Origin of the sequence: Marinifilum fragile, assembly GCF_963677365.1 — a bacterium.
GTDB classification, from domain to species: domain Bacteria; phylum Bacteroidota; class Bacteroidia; order Bacteroidales; family Marinifilaceae; genus Marinifilum; species Marinifilum fragile.
Genome location: NZ_OY781962.1, coordinates 3,427,512 through 3,451,506, shown reverse-complemented (window position 1 = coordinate 3,451,506; position 23,995 = coordinate 3,427,512). Strand labels below are relative to the sequence as shown.

Here is a 23,995-nt window from a genome sequence, read left to right as displayed (position 1 = left end):
TATATGCTTGACCTACGCAAGTTCTGATTATTGTAACTGAACCATTGCAATTTGTTTCGAAATAAGATTTTCGCATACAAGTATCAACAACTATCGTATTAATTTGAAATTTCTTGGGTATATTTGTGAAAAATATTCATCAGATGGAAAGCATACTTTTATTTATTAGTGGAGGGGAAATTGTTATTGTTCTGGTTGTTATTCTTCTACTTTTTGGATCGAAAAAAATTCCTGAATTGGCACAAGGCTTAGGAAAAGGAATGAAAGAGTTTAAACGAGCGGCAGACGATATCAAAAAGGAAATAAAAGATGAAACTGATATTCTTGATAACATCAAGGATTTTAAGGATGATATCAATAAAAAGCTTTAAACAGGCAAATGCCTTTTTTATCCTTTCTGGATAAATTTTATCATATCAATGGACTATATCTATTTATTATTGGGATTTGTAATCCTATTGTATAGTGGTGATCTGCTTGTAAAAGGTGGAGTTGCCCTTGCTTCGCATTTTAAAGTTTCAACCTTAGTGGTTGGGGTTACGGTGGTATCCTTTGGTACTTCGGCTCCAGAACTATTTGTAAGTTTAGACGCAGCTCTTAACGGTAGTCCGGATATTTCGATAGGAAATGTTGTAGGGTCGAATATCTCCAATATTGCCTTAGTACTCGGTTTTACCGCAGTTTTATTGCCTTTGCCGGTACGTAGCAATTCAATTAAATACGATTGGCCGGTTATGATGGGGGCATCGCTTCTGTTCTATTTTTTTGCTTTAAATGGTAAACTTCAAACCATAGAAGGAATTGTTTTTGTTCTATTGTTGATCTTCTTTATGGTTTGGACCATTTGGAATTCGAGAAGAGAAAAAAGAAACCTTTCCGAGGAGCCAAAGCCAGCTAAACATTCTATTTCAGTTGCGGTATTATTAATTGTTGCATCCTCCTTGGGCTTGTATTTTGGAGCAAACCTGTTGGTTGGAAGTGCAAAAAGTATCGCTACTGATTTTGGCATAAGTGAGCGTGTAATTGGATTAACCATTGTTGCTTTTGGAACATCGGTTCCCGAATTGGCAACTTCGGCTGTTGCAGCCTACAAGAAGGAGATGGATATTTCAATAGGGAATATTATTGGATCAAATATTTTCAATATTCTGGGAGTTCTTGGAGTAACATCTATCATTAAGAGTATAAAAGTAAGTGACGAAATTATTTCTTTTGATGCATTGTTTATGCTTGCAGTATCTCTGCTGTTGTTCTTGTTAATTTTGCCTTTGAAAAAAGGAAAACTGCACAGATGGAAAGGTGTTTTATTACTTTCGTCCTATTTATTTTATGTATATTTGGTTTTCATGAAATAAGTAAGATTAAAATAATAATTAAATCCACAAATCAATAATTATTTTGATCTTACGACTTCCATCTGACAATTAAAGGAAAATTATAAACAGATGAAATAATTGATGAGGTATGATTAGTGCAGAACAAATCAAAAAGAGTTTTGGTGAAGTAAATGTCCTTAAGGGAGTTGATCTTACCATTGAAAAAGGAGAGATTGTATCGGTGGTGGGAGCTAGTGGTGCAGGTAAAACCACTCTACTTCAAATCTTGGGAACTCTTGATAGACCTGACAGTGGAGCCATTGTATACGATGGAACCAATGTGGCTACATTAAACGAAAAGGATTTATCTGCATTTCGCAATTCAAATATTGGATTTGTTTTTCAGTTTCATCATTTATTGCCTGAATTTACTGCGCTCGAGAATGTTTGCATTCCTGCATACATTGCCAAAAAGTCGAAAGCAGAAGCTACGGGAAGGGCTAAGGAGCTTTTGGAAATGTTGAATCTGGGGCACAGAATGGATCACAAGCCTTCTGAGTTATCGGGAGGAGAGAAGCAAAGAGTAGCTGTTGCCCGTGCATTAATTAACGATCCATTGGTAATTCTTGCTGATGAGCCGTCTGGAAATCTTGATTCCAAGACAAGACAGGAATTGCATGAACTGTTTTTTACGCTAAGAGATAAATTCAATCAGACTTTTGTAATTGTGACACACGATTTGGAGTTGGCCGAAATGTCCGATCGAAAAATTGTGATCTCCGATGGTTTGATCGAAAAATAAGCAATATGATTTTTGCTGACCTAAAGGATTTCTTGGAAGAAAAGTATGATCTCTACAACAGAGAATCATTCATCGAATCAGATCCGATATTAATACCAAAACAATTTTCTCGTAAAGAAGATATTGAGATTGCTGGCTTTTTGAGTGCCAGTATTGCCTGGGGCCAAAGACCTACTATCATCCGAAATGCAAAGCGATTGATGGAGTTCATGAACCAACAGCCCTACGAGTTTTTGATGACTTCAACAGAGGCAGATCTGGATGTATTCAGAGAGTTTAAGCACAGAACCTTTAATGGTGATGATTGTATTTTCTTTATCAAATCACTAAAGAACATCTACCAGAATCACGCCGGACTTGAAAGTGTTTTTACCAAAGGTTTAAAAAAAGGGGGTGATGTTAAATCGGCAATTGCCTATTTTAGAGAAGTGTTTTTTGAACCAGAGCATCTGGTTCGAACTCAAAAACACATTTCGAATGTACTGAAGAAATCATCGGCAAAACGTATTAATATGTATTTGCGTTGGATGGTTCGTGATGATGAACGCGGTGTAGATTTTGGCTTGTGGAAAGGAATTGAATCAAAAGATTTATTTTTGCCATTGGATGTGCATACCGGAAATGTAGGAAGAAAATTGGGTTTATTAACTCGCAAGCAAAGCGATTGGCCAGCCGTCGAAGAAATCACAATGAATCTTCGCTCCTTTGATCCCAATGATCCTGTAAAATATGATTATGCACTTTTTGGATTGGGAATATTCGAAAAGTTTTGATTCTTACACATACTAATTCAATTATAAAGGAAACATGCCTAACAATTATTTCAAATTCAAACAATTTACAATACATCAAGACGGATCTGCCATGAAGGTGGGTACCGATGGTGTGCTATTGGGGGCATGGACTGATGTGGAAAAATCAGAACGAATACTTGATGTTGGAACAGGAACAGGACTGATCGCTATCATGTTGGCACAAAGAACCAATTCTGAGGTGAGAATTGATGCAGTTGAAATTGATGATTCGGCCTATCAACAAGCAATGGAAAACATCAATGCTTGTCCGTGGACCAATAGAATTTTTGGTGTTCATGAATCGTTCCAGGAACTTTGCGCTCGCAGCGAAGAAAAGTATGATGCCATTGTGAGCAATCCACCTTATTTCATGAATGGTTTGGATGCAAAAGAGGAATCGAGAACCAAGGCCAGAAATGCGGATCACTTGCCATTTGAAGAATTATTGGAAGGTGCCAAAAAGCTTTTGAATCCGGAAGGAACTTTTTCGGTGGTTTTACCCATAGAGGAAGGAAATTACTTTATGAGGTTAGCGAAACTTACAGGCTTTTCATTGAAAAGAAAGTGCCATGTGTTGCCCAATCCGGGAAAACCAGCAAAAAGGTATCTACTCGAATTCTCTTTGAAAGAATGCAATACCTTAGAGGAAGAACTTATTGTTGAAAATGGACAAAGACATGTATATTCTCCACAATATATTGAACTGACAAAAGAATTCTATTTAAAGTTTTAATTCCAACTGGTATATAAAACGCAATTTTTGTGTGGTATTGTAAAGACAGCATTAATGCTGTCTATAGCGACTATTCCTTTCTTCAACAATTATTCTTTACACTTACTCGTCTGCAAGAGTAAAATTCACCCACCACTCTTCAAGTTCAGATTTGTTTTGGTAAGCTCCTACTTTCAATTCATCCAGATTTTTTTGAATTACCTCCTTGCTACTCATCGCTGAGTAATATTGTTTGTTGGCTTCGTTGATACTGTTTATGCCAATACTGATCTCTTTGACTTCTGTATTATCAGGGTAAAGTACCTTTATTGGAATCTTCACATGATAGCTAAACAGGATCTGATCGACAGTTTCTAGTTGTACTTTAACTTTCTCATCTTTTACAGTAGTAGAGGTCAAAACACTCTCATCGATTCTTGTGTCAATCAGTTCGTAATTCTGAAATCGATCAATTAATTCTTCCTGAAATTCTACTCTACTGAATCTTTCCAGATAGGATTTAAATTGTTTGTCGGTATAAGGTATTTCTGCGGGCATAGGGTAGTTAATTGCATAAACCCTTTTCGATTTGCCATTCGGATCAATCCATAGGCTTAAGCCCAAGTTGTATATTTTTTTGAGAGTTCCCGGGGAGTTGGTTTCGAGAAAAATATCTATAAACTCGTTGTTGTTGAAAACTTTAACTGAGATCTGATCTGCAGACTGATAATACAAAGCCTCCTTCTCTGAGAATTTGTTGGCTTGTATATTCTTTTTTGCATTCCAATAAGCAGTGAATGGTTTAGAACCTGCACAGGCTTGTAATAGAATTGCTATAATAATCAGTAATGTATTTCTCTTGATCATATCAGATGATTAAACTTGAATGCTAACAAAACTAAGTTTTAGTATCGAGATAATCATCATTCTTAGAAAGAAAAAAACAGCTACCCATTTGGTAACTGTTTACTGATCATTGTCTACTGAATAATACTTTCTTCCTCTATAAATTGAACTCCCAAATCTTCTAATTCTTTTAAAATGGGTTCGTAAAGTTCCGGCATGGTTGGAATGTGAACTCCAGTCAAATTAATTTTTCCTGTTGCCAATAGCTTGGTTGCAATGGCCAGGGGAGTTCCAACGGTATACGACATTGCTGTGTGTTCACGATCTTTACCTTCATAAGTCATGGAGGAGATAATCCTTTTCTTCATGCCAGTATTTTCATATTCAAATTGGTGTTGCATTACCAATAAATCTCTGTCTTTATCGCCTAAAGCCCATTTTTTTTCCAGAATTTTTTGAAGGAAAAAAGCAGGAGTAGCCTCTTTAATTTCCATTACCTCGTTTGAGAATAATCCCAGCCAGTTCAATTTCTCCATGATTTTCGATTTAGAATCGATATCAACAAATTTTGCCAGGCTTTCTTTTGTAGAAGATCCATTTTCAGGAAGAAAACTTTTTATAAAATCCTTATTCGATAATTTGTGAGAATCTTTCATCACATATGAATCATCGGTGCAACCCAAGCGAACCAGGATGTTCCAGGCTTCAGCATAGCCAGGTCGTCTCATGGTTCCACGCATAATGGTAGGAATGTCTTCTATGTCGTACAACTCGCAATATTGTAAGGAATCTCGGTTTGGATAAACCTCGAATTCACCATATCCGTTAACACTGGTCTTAGTTAATTTATGGAAAAGGTTGTTGTACGGAACGTATTTGTAATGTCCATTTTCTTTGAATTGTGCGGTTCCCTGTCCGGCAACAACAACATTTCTCGGATTCCAGGAGAATTTATAATGCCAAGGATTATCGTCGCAAGCAGGAGCAACTAATCCACCGCAAAATGATTTAAAAGATAAAAGTTTTCCACCTTCAGCTTTAATGCGATCAATAACCTGCATGGCCGACATGTGATCAATTCCAGGATCAACACCCAATTCATTCAAAAAACACAAGCCAAGTTCATTTGCTTCCTCATGTAAATCCATCATTTCATGGCTTACATAGGATGGGGTAAGCATGTGCTTTTTATGCTGTAAGCATTCGCGAGCAACAATAATATGCATAGAGGCAGGAACCATACTGATAACGATATCTGCTGCAGAAATTTCGGAAGCTCTTTGCTCCAAATCTTTTAGATTAAATTGGAATGCTGATCCGTTAGGATGATTTCCAACCTTTTGTTTGGCAAGTTCGAGAGACATGTCACCAACACTGATCTTCCAATTGTATTTATCTGAGTGTTTTAACAAATACTGAATAAGATCTGTTGATGAAAGACCGGCTCCAATAATAAGAATATTAGTCATGATTTTATGTGTCAAATTTTAGATGCGATCAGTTTAAATTTACAACATTGTATATTGAAATCCCATGAGAATTTGGCTTTTTTTCTTTTGTTGAATCATAAATTCTCTCAATTACTTTTTTATAGAATGAGTATATTTGTTCGAGATAAAGAATAGATTACCAAACACACAAAATAGAATTCCCTTGACAAAACAGAAGAAAGCTGTCGAAACACCATTGATGAAACAATATTATCAGATGAAAGAAAAGCATCCTGACGCAATATTGTTATTTAGAGTGGGCGATTTTTACGAGACATTTGAGAATGATGCGATTCGTGCATCGGAGATTTTAGGGATAACTTTAACCAAGCGTGCCAATGGTTCGGCTTCATATGTTGAACTTGCTGGATTTCCACATCATGCAATTGATACTTATTTGCCAAAATTGGTGCGTGCAGGAATGCGTGTTGCCATTTGCGAGCAATTAGAAGATCCCAAAAAGACCAAAAAGCTTGTAAAAAGGGGAATTATTGAGTTGGTAACTCCTGGTGTTTCCTATAATGATAATGTACTTGAACATCGAGAAAATAACTTTCTGGCCTGTGTGCATTTGGAGAAGAAAACTGCAGGAATTGCTTTTTTAGATGCATCGACAGGAGAGTTCTTAACTGCTGAAGGTAATTTTGAATACATCGATAAGTTGCTTGGTAACTTTCAACCCAAGGAGGTACTGTATCAAAAAGGAAAAGAGAAAATCTTTCATGAATTGTTTGGTGGTAAATTCTATACTTTCACAATGGATGATTGGGTGTTTACCGAAAGTGCTGCAAGTGATCGATTGTTAAGACATTTTGAAACCACTTCGCTTAAAGGTTTTGGGGTGCAGAATTTAAGAAGTGGAATTATTGCTTCGGGGGCAGTTTTACATTATCTGGACATCACCAAACACAGTCAGGCTGGACATGTGACTCAGCTCTCAAGAATTGAGGAAGACAGGTATGTATGGTTGGATAAATTCACGGTTCGAAATCTCGAATTATTTGGAGCTTTAAATGATGGAGCGCATACCCTTTCTCAGATCATGGACAAAACTTTGAGTCCAATGGGTTCACGTTTGCTGAAACGTTGGATTGCCTTGCCACTAAAAGATACTGCGCGCATCAATACTCGATTGGATGTAGTGAAATATTTCTACGAAAAGGGTAATGAAGCCTTAAGTGTTGAAGATGAAATCAGGCAAATTGGTGATTTGGAAAGAATCATTTCCAAAGTGGCTGTGGCAAGAGTGAGTCCTCGCGAAGTGGTACAATTAAAAAATGCTCTGTTAGCCATTCAACCAATCAAGAATTTTTGTTTGAACACGGGTAATAGCGGCTTGCTTAAAATAGGTGAGCAGTTGAATCCATGTATTAGTGTTCGTGAGAAAATAGAGAAGGAGATAAAAGCTGATCCACCAAATATGGTAAGCAAGGGTGGTGTAATAGCCGAAGGTGTCTCTGAAGAGTTGGATGAACTACGAAAAATTGCATTCTCGGGTAAAGATTACTTGTTGCAAATGCAGGTTCGAGAGAGCGAGAGAACTGGAATTCCTTCTTTAAAAATTGGGTTCAATAATGTATTTGGATACTATATTGAGGTAAGAAATACGCATAAGGATAAAGTTCCTGAAGAATGGATCAGAAAACAGACTTTGGTTAGTGCCGAGCGTTACATTACTCAGGAATTAAAAGAATATGAAGAGAAAATCCTTGGCGCCGAAGAGAAAATATTAGCTCTTGAAACCAGACTTTACAACGAATTGGTTTTAAGTATAGCTGATTACATTTCTTCCATTCAGTTAAATGCGGCAATGATCGGACGTTTGGATTGTTTATTGTCCTTTGCTCGATTGGCAAGAGACAATAATTATTCCTGTCCGGAAATTAATGACTCACAGGTAATAGATATTAAACAAGGAAGACATCCGGTAATCGAAAAGCAATTGCCGATTGATGAGCAGTACATTGCCAATGATGTTTACCTGGATAATGAAAGTCAGCAGGTGATTATTATTACCGGTCCAAATATGGCTGGGAAGTCTGCATTGCTGAGACAAACTGCATTAATTGTTTTGATGGCACAAATCGGAAGTTTCGTTCCTGCCAAATCAGCAAAAATTGGATATGTAGACAAGATATTTACTCGCGTAGGTGCTTCGGATAACATCTCTTTGGGCGAATCGACCTTTATGGTAGAGATGAATGAGGCTGCTAGTATTTTGAACAACCTATCTTCGCGAAGTTTAATTCTTTTGGATGAATTGGGGCGTGGAACCAGCACTTATGACGGTATATCCATTGCATGGTCGATTGTGGAGTATATCCATGAAAACGCAAAAGCAAAGGCCAAAACATTGTTTGCAACTCATTATCACGAATTGAATGAGATGGAGAAATCATTTGATAGAGTAAAAAATTTCAATGTTTCGGTGAAGGAGGTAAATAATAAAGTGATTTTCCTTCGAAAATTGATTCCTGGAGGTTCAAATCACAGTTTTGGGATACATGTAGCAAGAATGGCTGGAATGCCTAAATCGGTTGTGAAACGTGCCGATGAAATACTAATTCAGTTGGAAGGAAATAAGAATGGAGAATCGCTGGCAAAACCTGTTGGTGATATTGCCCAACAGCGAGAAGGTTATCAAATGAGCTTTTTCCAGCTTGATGATCCGGTATTAACACAAATTCGAGAAGAAATATCGGATTTGGATATAAATAATCTTACTCCGATTGAAGCTTTGAACAAATTAAATGAGATAAAAAAGATCTCCGGATTGTAATCAAGGAAAAAAAATGAAAAAAAGTGAGATCCCCATTAATAAAGGCTTTTGGTAGCTATTGTCTGAATTTCAATAAGTCAGAAATGTTACAGCGATGAAAGCCTTTATGGTGGTCAAAAAAAAATGAGATAATTGTTTTTTTTCTTTTGCAGAATAAAAAAATACGCATATATTTGCATCGCAATTGAGAGAACAACGGTTCACTTTTAAAAAGCAAATATGCGAGAATAGCTCAGTTGGTAGAGCACAACCTTGCCAAGGTTGGGGTCGCGAGTTCGAGTCTCGTTTCTCGCTCAAAATCCAATAAGGATGCCCAGGTGGTGGAATTGGTAGACACGCTGGACTTAAAATCCAGTGGCCGTTTGGCCGTGCGGGTTCAAGTCCCGCCCCGGGTACTATTTGAGAATACAAATAGAACGAAAAGCGCTTAAAACTAATGTTTTAAGCGCTTTTTTTATTTTCTAAAATTTCAAAAAAACTTCATTTTCATATAAAAGTTACAAAATCGACACCATCGAAATTTGTTTAGTAGTGTGTTGATAAGCGTGTAAATTATCTAAAGACTAACGAGCAATTTGGTTTGATATTATTTGTTCTTAGGTTCATTTTAACGATCTATTAAATTTAAGAATATTAGGTAGTTCCCAATCTTGTTAGCTTGCCTCTATGAAGTTTGAACCCTTTTCGATTATATGTGTATTTATGATTGGTTTAAGTTAAACAATTTCATAAGGTTGAAAATAAATGTACTTCTATAATTTGAATAAGAATTTGTATGAATCTGGTGAAACCTTATATTTACACAATGTTATAAAATGGTAAAACAATTAGTATTTTTCAATTTGTTATTAGGTAATCTTACCATTTATTAACTTAGTGTGTATGAAAATAGCAGGTCAATTAATAGAATATAATAGTCACGAATTTAAAGTCTTGTTTGATGGCCTTTTTCCTGCAATGAGTTTATTAGCAACTCGAATACTCCGCGATGAGGATAGAGGAAGAGATATTGCTCAAGAAGCCTTTGTTAAACTATGGGAAAGAGATAGCGAAGATTTTGCTAGTGAGAATGCCTTACGGGCATATCTATATGTTCTAATTAAGAATGCTTGCTTAAGTGAGATTAGAAAAGAAAAGAACTTTAAAAGAACTTCTATAGAGGATGGCTTGTTTGTACAGGAACAAGAGTTTTTAAATGAAGTTTTGCGAGAAGAAACCTACCGACTATTGCGTGATGCAATTAAAGATTTATCACCTCAGGGACAGCGTGTTGTTACATTAGCATTGAGAGGATATACCAATCAGGATATATCTGAAGAACTAGAAGTAAGTATAAATACCGTTAAAACACTAAAAAAAAGAGCATACAAGTCATTAAGGGAAAAGCTTGGTAGTCAGTTCGTTGTGTTGTTATTGACGGAGCTTATACGATTTTTTTAGTATTTCTTAACACTTGTGTCACTCCCCATCTGAAATTCTGCGTCTTTCTAATAAATACAACTCTAGATTTTGTTGTAACTTGAAAGATAATGAAGAAAATAAATGAACAAATAATACAGTCAAAACTACTTGTAGGTAAAATTCTTGGCTCTTTAAATGAAGAGGAGAAGAAAAAACTTGAGGAGTGGGAGAAAGATCCTGTTAATAAAAAAAATGAACAGGAGATTTTAAACATTAAGGCGTTTGAAGATTGGAATCAAATGAGGGATCGGATTGATACCTCTGAGGAATGGCAAGAATTTATTACAAGAGTTAGAAAAAAGAATGTTAAAAGTAAGATAATTAGGATGCCTATATATAGAATTGTTGCGTCAATTGCTGCAGTTCTTGTAATTGGTTTTGCCTCTTATTTTGCCAACGAGCTGGTTAATGTCAATAAAGAGTATTTTGCTGTTACAGAAGTTAATATCTCTCCAGGGACTTCTTCAGCTCAGTTAATGTTGGCGAATGGTGATGTGATAAACCTTGATACCCTTAAAGAGGAAGTTATCAATGAAGGTAGTATTGCTATTGAAAATGAAAAAGGAAGGTTGGTCTATGAAAAGGAAGGAAAAAAAGACAACCGTCAATCTGTTGTAAATACATTGAAAATTCCTCGTGGAGGAGAATATAAAGTAGTACTACCTGATGGAACTCAAGTTTGGTTGAATTCAGATACTGAACTAAGTTATTCTGTGCCTTTTACTGGAAATACACGTCAAGTTGAACTTAAGGGAGAGGCCTATTTTGATGTTGCTCACAATAAGGAAAAACCTTTTATCGTAAAAACAGGAAATCAAAGATTGCAGGTATTGGGTACCGAATTTAATGTCTCTTCTTATAGTGAAGATATTAATATCGTTACAACCTTGGTTAAGGGAAAAGTGAAGATTGATCATTTTATGGATGATAATAATCTTGTTGAGGAGATTTTACTTCCTAATGATCAATTGATTTTTAATAGAGAAACGCAAGACATACAAAAAAGAGAGGTTGCTACCTACCTATATACTTCTTGGAAAGATGGTCGATTTAGTTTTAAGAATGAACCTTTAGAGTCCTTTTTTGAAAAAATATCTCGTTGGTATGATGTTGAAGTCTTTATAACTGACGAAAGTTTAAAGGAAATTAATTTCACAGGAGATTTACCTCGCTATAACAATATGAATGACATTTTAAAAATAGTTGAGGCTGAAATGTCTGTAAAAATTGAAGTTAAAGAAAATAAATTAATCTATGTTTTAAACAAAGAGTAAGGGGTGTTGCCGCACCCGCTTACTCAAAATAACATTTCTAAACCTAGAAATATTATTCCTAATTCATTTACAAAAGTATGAAAAAAAAGAGACTATTAACAGCACTCCGGTCACCTGGTGAGTGGAGAAAATTATGGCTCACTATGAAGTTAACCATTGTTTTAATTTTTGGCTTAGTACTTTCTGTTTCTGCAAAGTCATTTTCGCAAAGCCAGCGAGTTGATTTAAATGTCAAAGACATGAGTATAGCTGATTTATTTGAGGAGATTAGACAGCAAAGCAATTGCAGTTTTTTTTATAATGAGGATAAGATATCTCAATTAGAGAATGTTAGCCTTAATAGGACTGATGTGACAATAAAGGAAGTTTTAGAAGAAATCTTAGAGGACACTGATTTAACTTTCACATTGGTCGGAGATGTAATAATTATTAAGAATAAAGAAGAAGTTGTTCCAGAAGAACAAAAATCAAGCAAAAAAATTAAAGGTAAGGTTATAGATGCTAAATCAGGTGAATTGTTACCAGGTGTTAATGTTTCGGTGAAAGGTAGTTATCTGGGAACTGTTACCGGTCCTGATGGTACATTTGAAATGGTACTGCCTGATTATGTACAAACTCTTGTTTTTTCTTTTATTGGTTATGAGAAGCAGGAGGTTCAAATAGAAGGAAAAACTCAGCTTGATATCTTTTTACAACAAGATGTAATGCAATTGAGTGATGTTGTTATTACAGGTTATCAGGTAGTTAATAAGCGAGAACTTACTTCAGCTATATCGTCAGTAGAGGCAAAGGACTTGGATATGGTAGGTTCGTTAAGCGTTGATAGAATGCTGGAAGGTAAGGCAACAGGCTTAATGATTACAAACCTAAGTTCAACACCTGGAGCAGCAGCTAAAGTTCGTGTGCGTGGAGGTAGTACCTTTACAGGTAATCAAAGTCCACTTTGGGTTATTGATGGTATAATCTATGAAGATCCGGTGCCGCTTTCTGCCGATGATATTAATAGCTTTGATAACATTAACCTGATTGGTAATGCACTAACAGGCTTAAACCCTTCAGATATTGCCAAAATTGATATTTTGAAAGATGCCTCAGCTACGGCTATTTACGGTACGCGAGCTGCCAATGGTGTTATTGTCATTACTACCAAGCGAGGTAAAGAGGGCGAACCGGTATTTACCTATTCAGGAGGGATTAGTGTTGTAAGGGCTCCGCGGTATTCTGACTTTAAGTTGATGAATTCCAAAGAGCGAATTGATGTTTCTCGTGAAATGTACGAGCGTAACATTGGAACGATCGGAACGGAACAAAATATTGATCGCCTGGGCTATGAAGGTGCATTGATGAATTTATGGGATGGAACATACTCCTATAACCAATTCCAGGATCAGGTTTCGTATCTGGAGACCTTAAATGCCGACTGGTTTGGAGAATTGTACCAAACGGCCATTACCCAAAAACACTCGGTGAGTGCATCTGGTGGTAGTAAAAGAAGTCGTTATTACTTTTCAGTAGGATATGACGATCAACAGGGAACAGAAAAAGGAGTCGATCTTCAAAGGATTACGGCTATGAGTAAGTTGGATCTTGACTTACGCGAAAATGTACTATTATCATTCAAGGTCAGTGGTTCTGTTCAGGATGCCCAATATAATCATTCATCTATTAACGCTTTTGACGAAGCCTATTATACCAATCGTACAATACCAGTTTATGATGAGGATGGAGAGTTATTTTACGTGAGTAAAAAGATTAATACGTCAACAGGTTTAGCCTACGGAAGGTACAATGTATTGAATGAGATGGAGAATTCGGAAAAAAATATCACCAATAAAGATTTTGCTGTATCAGCTAACTTACGTTGGGAATTTCTAAAAAATTTCCGTTTGACCTCGATGGCTTCTTACCGAAACACCACCAACTTGTCTGAAGAATGGATTTCTGATAATACATTTTACATCGCCAACCTCCGCACTTATGATGCATTTGAAGATATGGTTGCTGAGGATGTTGATAGGTTTGCATCGGTGCCTTTTGGAGGCTTGTACACAGGCGGAATGGTGAGCTCCAATACCTATAGCTTGAGTAATCAGTTGAATTACAATAGGGTAATTAACGATAAGCATGTATTTAATGTTAATGTAGGTCACGAGGTACGCTCTAATCAGTATTGGGGTGCCCAGGGTTTTACGGTTCCTGGATACGATCATTATTATGGTAGAGGGTTTATCAGTTTGGATAGTCCGGGTTATGAAAGAGTAGACGATGTACAGCAATTCAATTTTGGTGACTACTACTATGATAACATGATTAACTGGTTAACCCAAAAAGGACAATCAGTCTATCCGAACATAACTGATCGTTTGCAAAACACAGTGTCGGTATTTGGTATATTCAACTATGTGTATGATAACCGCTATATACTTAATTTTAACATGCGTAGCGATGGTTCTAACACTTTTGGGCAGCATGAGCGTTATAAATTTAAGCCTACCTGGTCGGTATCCGGTCGTTGGAATATCCATAATGAAAGATTTTGGAATAACGGGGGTAAAGTTGACGAATTGGCTTTTCGTGCTTCTTACGGTGTAAGAGGAACAATGCCCAATACCACTCCTTACCTGATTATTAGTGATTATAATCGTGAGTTGGCAAGTATTTATGGTAATGAGTTTACCGCCAAATTATCTTCTTTCCCTAATGCTAATTTACAATGGGAAAAAACAGAAACAGTAAACCTTGGACTAAACTATAGTTTATTCAAAGGTCGTATTAGTGGAGCATTTGATTATGCCTATTCAAAAAGTACGGATCTGATACAGCTAAAACCAGTGTCGCTCGTTAATGGTGCTACAACGCAAGCCTACAACGTCGGTTCTAAGGATGTAAGCAGCTATGAATTCTCTGTTCGTACAGTTAATGTTAAAACCAAAAAGTTCGCATGGAGTACCAATTTCAACTTCTCTTACGATAAAGACCGTGTATTGGAAGGTTTTGAGGATGGCGCATCTAATGATGGTTTAACGGTTTCGGATTACTTAAGTGGTTCAATCTATCGAACAAATTTCCCGACAAGTGGATTCTTCTCTTACCAGTTTGACGGACTGGATGAAAATGGCCTGCCAACCTTTGTTGGTCTCGAAGGAGATTACGATACGCCTGACGAGCAGCTAAAAGCAATGCTTGTGTACGAAGGTAGCCGAGTGCCACTTTATTATGGGTCTTTTGGAACGCAAATTAGATATGGTAATTTGAGGTTGTCAGCTAATTTTAACTATAAGCTTGGTTATAAAACACGCCTGTTAAAACTTTACAATGGTTCTCAAAACGTACCATATACTTATGATAATATGAGTAGCACCTTTGTTAATCGCTGGAGGCAACCTGGAGACGAGCAATACACTAACATACCAGGTCTTTCTTCAGATAATCTCGGAATTGTAGGTTCAGACGTCGAGTTTTATGATTATGTATTGCCTAGTGGACAAAACAATGGTTGGTACATGTACGATATGAGTGATGCAAGGGTTGTAAAAGGCGATCATATACGATTGAGTTCAATTACACTGTCCTATAACATGCCTAAAAAACTTATTGATAAAGCAGGTATTAAAAATATGACTGTGGGACTTCAGGCAAGTAATGTGGCTGTCTGGGCCTTCGATAAAAAACTAAAGGGACAGGATCCTGAGCAGGTCAATTCAGTTGGTATGCCAAGTTTGCCAACCTATAGTTTGAGTTTAAATTTGAGTTTTTAAGAACTGATTATTATGAAGAAATTATTATATATCGCATTTGCATTATTGCCCCTGATTGGGTGTAATGACTTTTTGGACGAAGTAGATCAGGATAAAATCATACCTGAAACAACGGACCATTTTGCAGCTTTATTATTAAGGGAATTTAACTATTCGTCAGGAACAACGGACCGTAGTGTTAATTACATGACGGACAACCTGACCGAAAGAAATGGGACTGATGCCTTTGATACGAATAAGAAGAAATACAAAACGTATTATACCTGGCAGCAGGAAATTGAAATTGATGAAGATGGTCAAACGGTAAGTTCTGCCAATTTTGCATGGGGAACTTTATATGAAGATATTGCCATTGCCAATTATGTAATTGAATTGATTGATGATGCTATAGGAGATATTGAAGAAATCAATTATATAAAAGGAGAAGCTTATTTCATTCGTGCCTATGCCTATTTTAATCTGTTAAATCTATACGGTGTTCCTTTTAATGAGTCGAGTGCAGCATCAGATTTAGGGGTGCCATTACGCCTCGATACAGGTGTGGAAAGAACCTACCGACGCAGTTCGGTGTCAGAATGTTATGAGCAAATTGAGGCTGATATTACAAACGCAATTAGTTTGATTGATGAAAGTGGCTTAACCAAATCTAAATGGCATCCCAATGTAGCAACTTGTAACTTGTTGATGTCAAGGGTTAAATTATACCAGAATAAATGGGATGATGTGATTGCCTATGCCGACAAAGTGCTTGAAAACAATAGCCTGACGGTTATGAATACTAACATTCCATTTGTTAGTAATGAAAACAATGAAATCCTTTATTCTTTTCAGACTGTTAACATTTCGGACTGGTCATCAGGTTCTGCTAAATACTATGCAGTAAGCAACGAATTATACAATAGCTTTGATAACGCAGATCGACGGAAAGAGATGTTCTTTGCGGAAATAACCGCTGAAACAAACGAGAAATACATCTGGACGAATAAATATAACACAGCATTTACGACTATGGGCTGGTCTAACTTCCGTGTATCCGAAGCCATTATGAACAGAGCCGAAGCGTATGCGGCATCAAATAATGCAACACTTGCTTTAGACGATATAAAAACACTGCATGCCCATCGCTATACTGCAGGAAGCAGTATCGAATATCCAGAAAATGATAGTGAGGTATTGTCGTATGTTTTAGATGAAAGAAGAAAAGAATTTTGTTTTGAAGAACATCACCGATGGTTTGACTTGCGTCGTATGAATGATCGACCTGAGATTAAACATGTGTATTCAGTGATTGATGACAACGGAACATTGCTTCAAACCGAAACCTATACTTTATTCAGTGATGATCCGAACTATACACTTCCATTGCCCTTAGTGGAACGTGAGAATAATTTAATTATACGTAATGTTGAGCGCTATGCAAAATTTCCTGAAATAGATGAAGAAGTGGTAATTCCTTAAGCTAAGGAATAGAAAATCAGAGTCTTATTTTTAGTATTTAGTCTTAAATAATTACAAAATTAAATCATATTAAACACGAGTGTAAATTTTAATTAAATACCAGCAAAAGAGGCTTCATTAGAAATTGCATGAGAGTTATTTATGACAAATGAAAATAAAATTTAAAGAGATGAAAAAGTTATTTATATACGCAGCTTTAGTCGGTCTCCTCGTTTCGGCCTGTGAGGAGGATGAAAGTTTGACGCCTTCATTGCTTGATGAAAATCGAGTGGAGGTTCTATTGGAACAACAAGGAGAATATGGAACTCAACCATTAATTGAAAAATGGTTCACAACCTATAATACCGGCGTATTATTCGAATATCAGGATACACTTGATTTTATTTATCTGGCTGGTAGTCAGAATTCTAATAATGTTTGGAAAAGCCTTTCATTTCCTCAAATACGGACGATGTATCTGGATGAAGAAGGTAATTTGCCTGAGGAAAGTATAGCGGACTATATGGACTATGTCGAAAAAGGTTTGGTTTTTTTAGATACAACCATATTTGATTTCATCGTACCGGGTAGTACCATAGCCGATATGATGCCGCCGAAAATTTTGATTAGCGCTAGCTTGAGTGGTAAAGCATCAACAGCTAATTACTGGACCGAAGGAGATTTTGGTGTGTCAAGTTCCAATTCAGCCAACTTTCATTCCTTATTCAATTCACATGCCATGGTGTTTAATGTGAATCAGGAGAACCTGGCGCTGGGTGCAGATAGTTATATCAAAGATAATTTCTATTTGTTTATCTGTAAGTTGTATCAACAAAACAGCTTGTACGACCAGTTTAATGAAGATATCTATAAATACTCGGCACCTTATTTTAACACGCCCATAATGGATGCATATATTGCTGATTATGGTGAAAATCAAGAGGCGTGGACAGAATTGACGCCAAATGGTAGAATTCCGTTGTCATGGTTGTTGGAGAAAGGTTTTATTGATGCTGAGGGTTTTTATGGATTCAGTTTTAAAAGTTATAGAGAAACTACATATCCTGTGGATGAAAACGGTGATTATATCCCATGGGATGGGGAAGGGTACTGGAGCTATCTCAGAGATGAAAACGGTGACTATTATCGCGACGCGGATGGGAATCGTATTAAATTCCTGAAAGTATATGTTTACCACGACTATATTAATGTTGATCTGGATGACGATACTGATTTATTCCTTAAGGACAAAGAGGAGTTTATTCGAAGCTATACCAATCAACTGCTATATCGAACTTATGATGAGTTAAATGCTTATCCGGATAATGTGAAAACAAGTTTGGCATTAATCGCTAATACACTTATCGACTGGGGGATTGACCTGGTGGCGTTTAACCCAGAACTTGAACAGTTTCTTAATGAATTATAAAAGCAAGAGCGTATGTTTAAAAATAAAATAAATACAATAGGAGCTGCCATTTTATTAGGATTAGTAGGTTTGGTAGCTTGTCAGGAGGATCCTGAGTTCCCGGATCCAGGTTTTGAAATTTCAAATAAAAGTGTTGAAGTAAGAAGAGATACGATTAATACGTATCATCTGGAGTTTCAAATGAGTGTACCCAATGGAGTTGAAACAATCGAGGTGCTTAATGGTAATGATTACACTGTGATTGATCAGTTGGATGAATATAATGGAAAAACCAAGTTCTTGTTCTCTTATGATATTGACCTTACTTCAATTGATAAGGATACCACACTTAATTATATCATCAGAGCAGTTGATACTTACGAACGTAGTATTAATAAGGGCTTAAAGTTGGTTGTTAAAAAGAAATCAACACCTGAAATACTTGTTGTTGGTGGAGAAGAAGTGGCCTTATCACTACCTGCTTACCTGGCGAAGGCTTTGGTAACAACAGGTCTCGCACCAATTGAAACCATTAGCGTACGCTTTGAAGGTGAAGAGGTAGAAACCATTACAATACCTGCCGATACTTCGGTATATGAGTACAAGTTAAAAGAGCAGGTGATAGTGGGTATGTTGGAAGATGATCGGACATATAGCGTGGAAATTGAGGTGAACGATAAAGGTTTTAATTATACTACTGCAAGTGGAGAGACCATTACCCGCGAGCCATTGAGCTACGTCAAAACAGTGACTCTCACCAAAGGTGTGGAAACACGTAAAATACCTTCAAGTATAACTTATTCAAGAGGTATTAATGGAACGCCAACCCGTATTTGGTTTTACGCCAATGGAGATTTGCAGGTTGATAGTATTGCTGCTCAATATTATAGTGCTATCAGTGGTTGGAAAGAACCTACCGGTTCGATGGTCTTTACATATAATGCTCAAAACATGGTTGATACGATCAAGTTTAAGCGTTATGGCAGAAAAAGGGTATTAACCTATGTAGAAGGTACCACCAAGCTTGATAAGATTGAAGAATGGGATGATATAGATGCCACCCCAGACAATGTACAGCCCGCTGATGTAACATTAGAAGTCTCGAATTTTACCTATAACGAATTAGATCAAATGGTATCGTATTTTTATGAGCCATCATCTTATATGGTTAATAATATACGATACAGTGATCCGTTTGGTATTGGACAATATGTGGGCTTAGAGCCATTCTTTGATGGACCTGATGTTGATGCTAATGCTGCCGATCGCGAATACTACGACACCTTTGCTCCGGTATATGCTCCAGCATACACACCTGGTTTACCAACATGTGTTGAGCTTGAGGGAGGATCTATATTTGAAGAGGCGGTAAAAATTGTATGCTCTAATCCATACCTGGCAATTGAAGTACGAGATGGAGCTGGTGAAATCACCAGAGAATATACTTACAATACCGACGAACAAGGTCTTATAACCCAGATGAGTTGGGTGAAAGATTCATACACGTATTTCTATACATTTAGCTACGATTAATCTTAATGACGAGCTCACTATTTCTTAATACATTGTATTTGGAGGGTGAGTCCTTTCGTTATTTAAGATGGCACAATAATACATTTATCCGGCGCTCAAATTTGAGCGCCGGATATCATTACCTTAAAGCAACTAATAATTAAATAGTATGAAAAATATTGGATTAGCATTTTTTCTATTCTTATTTACGGGAAGTGTGGCTGTGTCGCAAGGGATAGATTTTCAGCATATATCATATGAGGAGGCTTTGCAAGAGGCCCAAAAGCAAGATAAACTCATTTTTATTGATTTTTACACCGTTTGGTGTGGGCCTTGTAAGGCATTGGCCAAAGGACCGTTTTTAGATGAAAAACTAGGAGCTTATTACAATGAGAACTTTATCAACATTAAACTGGATGCGGAAAAAGAAGGCAGAGAGGCCGCTCGAAAATATGGGGTTAACGCTTATCCTACGTTAATGTATATCAATGGGCAAGGTAAAATGGTGTACAAAGCGACTGGTTCGCGCGATGTTAAGGGCTTAATTGCTTCGGGCAAAAAAGCCATTCTATCTACTAATGATGAGTATAGCCTGGAAAAGCTCAAAGAACTGTTACCTCAAAAGCAGAATGACGAGAAATTTTTGAAAATCTATTTTCAGAAAATGATAGAATATGGTGCCAATCCCACCGAAGGTATCGAGGCGTGGTTAAAGGTGCAGACCGAGATAAAAGAGTCTGACGTAGATATGATGGAGTTCTTGATGGATAATCAGCGTTACTTGCTGGTTGGTGGTAAAGCCGAGCAAATAATTCAGGAAAACTATGAGGAATATTGGGACATTGCAACGAGAGCGGAAGAAAGTACTTTAGAAAACTTCAAGTACAAAATGGCTGAGAACACCAAAAGCTATGCCTATTATAATAAGAGCCCTGAGGCTATGCGCCGATTTATTACAGCATGGAAAAAATTGCCAGAGAAAAAGAACTGGATGGGGGGAGAAATGAAATCAGGTAACTTGATGGATTACGAGTTAGACTACCTTTTGCTGTCGAAAGATATTGAGGCCTATAAGGAACAGGCGGCAATTTATTTAGATAGTATTGTGTCGGCGAAACCAATTGAACAGATAAAAAAGGAAGACAAAGCTTACTACGAGGATTATAAGGCTAACAGGTATGCGCCCAGTATTATCGGAAATGCCACACTGGCAAAGCTTAAGCAAGGCAAAGAGGCACGTGAGCAAGTAGCTTCCATCACCAAAACAGGTGCATATTACTTAAAACATATTGAAAAAGCCAAAGAGTATAAGCGTTTGACAGCCTGGATTAACTATGGATCCAGACTATTGCCCGAAGATTACAGGATGGATAACCTGATGGCATTGGCTTTATATAAGCAAGGAAAGAAAAAGAAAGCAATAACCTTTAAAGAGGCCGCTTTAGCTAAACTGCCCGAACGTGATAAAAGACGTCGTTCAATCCAAGAGGAACTTGATAAAATGAAAAACGGCGAGAAGCTGTAATCAAGAGCAGCTTGAAATTATTATTAATTCAAATTCGATTAATCAGCAAAAAAAATGAAGCAATTATATAGTGTGCTGGCAATGATGCTATTGCCAATGTTATTAATGGCGCAGGGTATCAATTTTGAACACGGAACATTCAGCGAGGCTTTGGCAAAGGCAAAGGCCCAGGACAAGCTGTTGTTCATTGATGGTTATGCAGTGTGGTGTGGACCATGTAAAAAAATGACCAAAACAGTGTTCCTGGAAAAAGAGGTAGGAGACTATTTTGATGAACATATGGTAGCCATAAAGGTGGATGTTGAGCGAGGTGAAGGACCTGCTATCAAACGAAAGTATGGTATAAGTGGTTTACCTGGATATATTATTGTTGATGGGGATGATAATGTTGTTTATCGTTTTTCAGGTGCAATGCCAACAGATCGGTTTATGTCACACATAAAAACAGCTGTTCTCAACGCTTCAAATGATAATAGTTTAAGTCAATTAGCAGACCGTTACGAGGCAGAAAAGAATAACGAACAGTTTCTTCGTATTTATTTGAATAAGCTAAAAGAAGGGAACTCCACTGGTTACACTGATGTACTGGAGCAGTACTTAACTATTCAAAAAAGCGTTGAAGAATCGAGTAAGGAAATGGTTGTTTTATTGGCTGACCATAGTGATGAAATAATTTATGGAGGTAAAGCTGATGAGATTATTCATCGCAACTACGGTTCTGATGCCTGGAAACTTTATGTAAGGAAAGATATTCGTGAAAAATATCAGAAACTGCCCCGAAACATGGTTGAAACCACAACGGATTATGCGGTTGCCAAAAAAGATACGGCAATATTAGAGATGGTGTTGAACCGTGCAGGAGAGGCAGGTGCCAAGGTTGACGAAAAACAACGAGAAAGAACCTATATTTTCTTCTATTTGCAAACCGGACAAGGTGAAAAATACAAAGCCTTAGTGCATGATGATAATGAAGCTTTTATTCAGTCTGTAGATGTTGATAAATTACGTAATCAGTATGTGAATTGGAAGCTTAAATTGGAAGCTGGCGATAGCAGAGCTAAATCCTCTAATCCTTATTCCATTCGTACAAGTCAACAAATTGCATCAATGGTTTACAACTATGCTCGCTTTGCTAAAGAAGATGAAGAAAAATCGGATGTCATGAGTTGGATGAAAGTGGCTTATGATATTATTCCTGGCGATTCAAAAATAATGAGCCAATACGCCATTGTGTTGTATTTATATGGTAATAGCAAAGAAAAGGCTGTTAAGGTAATGGACGAGGCGTACCATGCCGCATTGAAAAGCGAAAGCAAAAATGCGGAAGGAATCAAGGCTGATTTGGAAATCATGAAAGTAGGCGGTAAAATCTACCTTAAATAGGAAAAAATAATTTACCATCTATAAAAAGAAGAACACCATGAAAATAAGAAATATATTGATTGTATTTGTGTTTTTAAGTTTTATTACGGCTTGTGCCGAAAAACAACCGGGAATAGATTTTAAAAACATCACATTTAATGAGGCTTTAAAAAAAGCAAAACAGAAAAACAAGCTCATTTTTATTGATTTTTACACCGAATGGTGTGGACCCTGCAAACGACTGGCAAAAGGGCCATTCCTTGATCCTGAAGTTGGAAATTTTTACAACGAAAACTTTATTAGCCTGAAATTAGACGCAGAAAAAGAAGGGATTGATGCGGCTAAAACTTACAAAGTAAACTCGTATCCAACCCTGATGTTTGTAAAAGGAGACGGAACAATGATTTACCGAGGTGGAGGCAGTCAACACGGTAGCGACATGATTGGATTTGGTAAAAAAGCATTGCAAGCTCTTGAGCAAGGAACCAATTTGGAAAAATTACAAGCCGAATTCAAGCAAAAGAAAAACGATGAAGCTTTTCTGAAACAATACATCAATAAAATGACCGAATACGGAGTAAGTCCGACACAAGGCATTGAAGCATGGTTGCGAATACAAACTGAAATTGGGGAAGACAGCAAGGAAATGTTTCAATATCTGCTAGACAAACAAAAATATTTTATGGCAGATAGTTATGCATGGAATTTAGTTGACAAATATTACGATAGCTATACAAAACTTGCCAATAAGTCTGAGAAAAGAAGACTTGACTTTATGAAAGGTAATATGCTAAGAAATACCATCAACGAAGCATATCGCCTTAAAAGTCCGGAATTGATGCATCTGTTTATTAACAAAAACAAAGCTTTGGGAAATACTGAATACAGACATAAGAGTATGGAATATTACGAGCTGATGTGTCAACTGTTATCAAATGAAATAGATGTGTTTAAAAAACAGGCAATCACTTACATTGAAAATAAAAAGGATGTACAACCTGTAGATGAAGTCAGAAAAGCTGACAAAGCAGAATACAACAGCAGAAAGAAAAGCTACGAAAAAAGAACAGATGCTGGGGGTAAACATATTTTGAAAGAGTTAAAAGAAGGAATGCAAGCCAACCAAATTGTAAAGGATATAGTTGATGTAGCTCACTATTATTTGCAATATGCAGACAATGAAAAAGATTTTGAATACTTAAACGACTGGATCAGTTACTGTAATAGGCTTATTCCTAATAAGTATTTGGTTGAAAATCTTCAGGCAAATACTCTTTATAAACAAGGAGAAACCACTAAAGCAATTGAATTAAAAACCAAAGCTTTAAGTGACTTCCCTTACAATTATAAAAAAAGAGTGAATGTTGAACATGAATTAGGCTTAATGAAACAAGGAGAAGATTTACTTACAATTGCGGTTAATGGCAAATAAACATACTTAACAAAGTAAAAATTGAAGTTTAATAGTAATGAATTATAAGATTAAAATAGAATAATATTAGTCTTATTTGAAAAATAA

17 protein-coding genes and 2 tRNA genes are annotated in these 23,995 nt (G+C 36.7%); 17 read left to right on the top strand and 2 right to left on the bottom strand.

Going from position 1 to position 23,995, the window contains the following annotated elements; all coding sequences use genetic code 11:
• Positions 1 to 143: 143 nt before the first annotated feature.
• The 5 genes from tatA to ACKPCA_RS13735 all read left to right on the top strand — a co-directional run bounded on the left by tatA (position 144) and on the right by ACKPCA_RS13735 (position 3,645).
• Positions 144 to 371, top strand: coding sequence for a twin-arginine translocase TatA/TatE family subunit (tatA, locus tag ACKPCA_RS13755; RefSeq protein WP_083464758.1), 228 nt, complete (start codon positions 144 to 146; stop codon positions 369 to 371).
• A 48-nt stretch (positions 372 to 419) separates the two neighbouring features.
• Complete coding sequence (locus ACKPCA_RS13750) at positions 420 to 1,355, top strand: calcium/sodium antiporter (protein ID WP_321279578.1); 936 nt, start codon at positions 420 to 422, stop codon at positions 1,353 to 1,355.
• A 109-nt stretch (positions 1,356 to 1,464) separates the two neighbouring features.
• On the top strand, positions 1,465 to 2,118 hold the full coding sequence (locus ACKPCA_RS13745; RefSeq protein ID WP_054722430.1) for an ABC transporter ATP-binding protein: 654 nt from the start codon (positions 1,465 to 1,467) through the stop codon (positions 2,116 to 2,118).
• Positions 2,119 to 2,123: 5 nt separating this feature from the next.
• The gene (locus ACKPCA_RS13740; RefSeq protein ID WP_321279577.1) at positions 2,124 to 2,891 is read left to right on the top strand and encodes a TIGR02757 family protein; all 768 of its coding nucleotides are present in this window, start codon (positions 2,124 to 2,126) and stop codon (positions 2,889 to 2,891) included.
• 34 nt (positions 2,892 to 2,925) lie between these two features.
• Complete coding sequence (locus ACKPCA_RS13735) at positions 2,926 to 3,645, top strand: tRNA1(Val) (adenine(37)-N6)-methyltransferase (RefSeq protein ID WP_321279576.1); 720 nt, start codon at positions 2,926 to 2,928, stop codon at positions 3,643 to 3,645.
• Between the two features lie 102 nt (positions 3,646 to 3,747).
• Here the strand turns inward: ACKPCA_RS13735 and ACKPCA_RS13730 are convergent, their stop codons facing one another.
• A complete protein-coding gene (locus tag ACKPCA_RS13730; protein ID WP_321279575.1) occupies positions 3,748 to 4,491 on the bottom strand; it encodes a hypothetical protein in 744 nt (247 codons plus the stop codon).
• 113 nt (positions 4,492 to 4,604) lie between these two features.
• Entirely contained in the window at positions 4,605 to 5,939 is a 1,335-nt protein-coding gene (locus ACKPCA_RS13725; protein ID WP_321279574.1) for a saccharopine dehydrogenase family protein, read from the bottom strand.
• Between the two features lie 184 nt (positions 5,940 to 6,123).
• Between ACKPCA_RS13725 and mutS the strand changes: the two genes are divergently transcribed.
• From mutS to ACKPCA_RS13665, 12 genes are all read left to right on the top strand, one after another.
• On the top strand, positions 6,124 to 8,739 hold the full coding sequence (gene mutS, locus ACKPCA_RS13720; protein ID WP_321279573.1) for a DNA mismatch repair protein MutS: 2,616 nt from the start codon (positions 6,124 to 6,126) through the stop codon (positions 8,737 to 8,739).
• 221 nt (positions 8,740 to 8,960) lie between these two features.
• Positions 8,961 to 9,033: transfer RNA gene (locus tag ACKPCA_RS13715), tRNA-Gly, on the top strand.
• A 17-nt stretch (positions 9,034 to 9,050) separates the two neighbouring features.
• A tRNA-Leu gene (locus ACKPCA_RS13710) sits at positions 9,051 to 9,134 on the top strand.
• Positions 9,135 to 9,621: 487 nt separating this feature from the next.
• Entirely contained in the window at positions 9,622 to 10,179 is a 558-nt protein-coding gene (locus ACKPCA_RS13705) for an RNA polymerase sigma factor (protein ID WP_321279572.1), read from the top strand.
• 89 nt (positions 10,180 to 10,268) lie between these two features.
• A complete protein-coding gene (locus tag ACKPCA_RS13700; RefSeq protein ID WP_321279571.1) occupies positions 10,269 to 11,474 on the top strand; it encodes a FecR family protein in 1,206 nt (401 codons plus the stop codon).
• 143 nt (positions 11,475 to 11,617) lie between these two features.
• Positions 11,618 to 15,232: a SusC/RagA family TonB-linked outer membrane protein gene (locus ACKPCA_RS13695; protein ID WP_321279570.1), complete on the top strand. Its 3,615-nt coding sequence runs from the start codon at positions 11,618 to 11,620 to the stop codon at positions 15,230 to 15,232.
• Positions 15,233 to 15,244: 12 nt separating this feature from the next.
• Entirely contained in the window at positions 15,245 to 16,690 is a 1,446-nt protein-coding gene (locus ACKPCA_RS13690) for a RagB/SusD family nutrient uptake outer membrane protein (RefSeq protein ID WP_321279569.1), read from the top strand.
• 169 nt (positions 16,691 to 16,859) lie between these two features.
• Positions 16,860 to 18,098: a hypothetical protein gene (locus tag ACKPCA_RS13685; RefSeq protein WP_321279568.1), complete on the top strand. Its 1,239-nt coding sequence runs from the start codon at positions 16,860 to 16,862 to the stop codon at positions 18,096 to 18,098.
• A 12-nt stretch (positions 18,099 to 18,110) separates the two neighbouring features.
• Positions 18,111 to 19,610: a hypothetical protein gene (locus tag ACKPCA_RS13680; protein WP_321279567.1), complete on the top strand. Its 1,500-nt coding sequence runs from the start codon at positions 18,111 to 18,113 to the stop codon at positions 19,608 to 19,610.
• 148 nt (positions 19,611 to 19,758) lie between these two features.
• The gene (locus tag ACKPCA_RS13675) at positions 19,759 to 21,114 is read left to right on the top strand and encodes a thioredoxin family protein (RefSeq protein ID WP_321279566.1); all 1,356 of its coding nucleotides are present in this window, start codon (positions 19,759 to 19,761) and stop codon (positions 21,112 to 21,114) included.
• Positions 21,115 to 21,168: 54 nt separating this feature from the next.
• The gene (locus tag ACKPCA_RS13670) at positions 21,169 to 22,497 is read left to right on the top strand and encodes a thioredoxin family protein (RefSeq protein WP_321279565.1); all 1,329 of its coding nucleotides are present in this window, start codon (positions 21,169 to 21,171) and stop codon (positions 22,495 to 22,497) included.
• A gap of 37 nt (positions 22,498 to 22,534) precedes the next feature.
• Complete coding sequence (locus tag ACKPCA_RS13665; RefSeq protein ID WP_321279564.1) at positions 22,535 to 23,908, top strand: thioredoxin family protein; 1,374 nt, start codon at positions 22,535 to 22,537, stop codon at positions 23,906 to 23,908.
• Positions 23,909 to 23,995 lie beyond the last annotated feature (87 nt).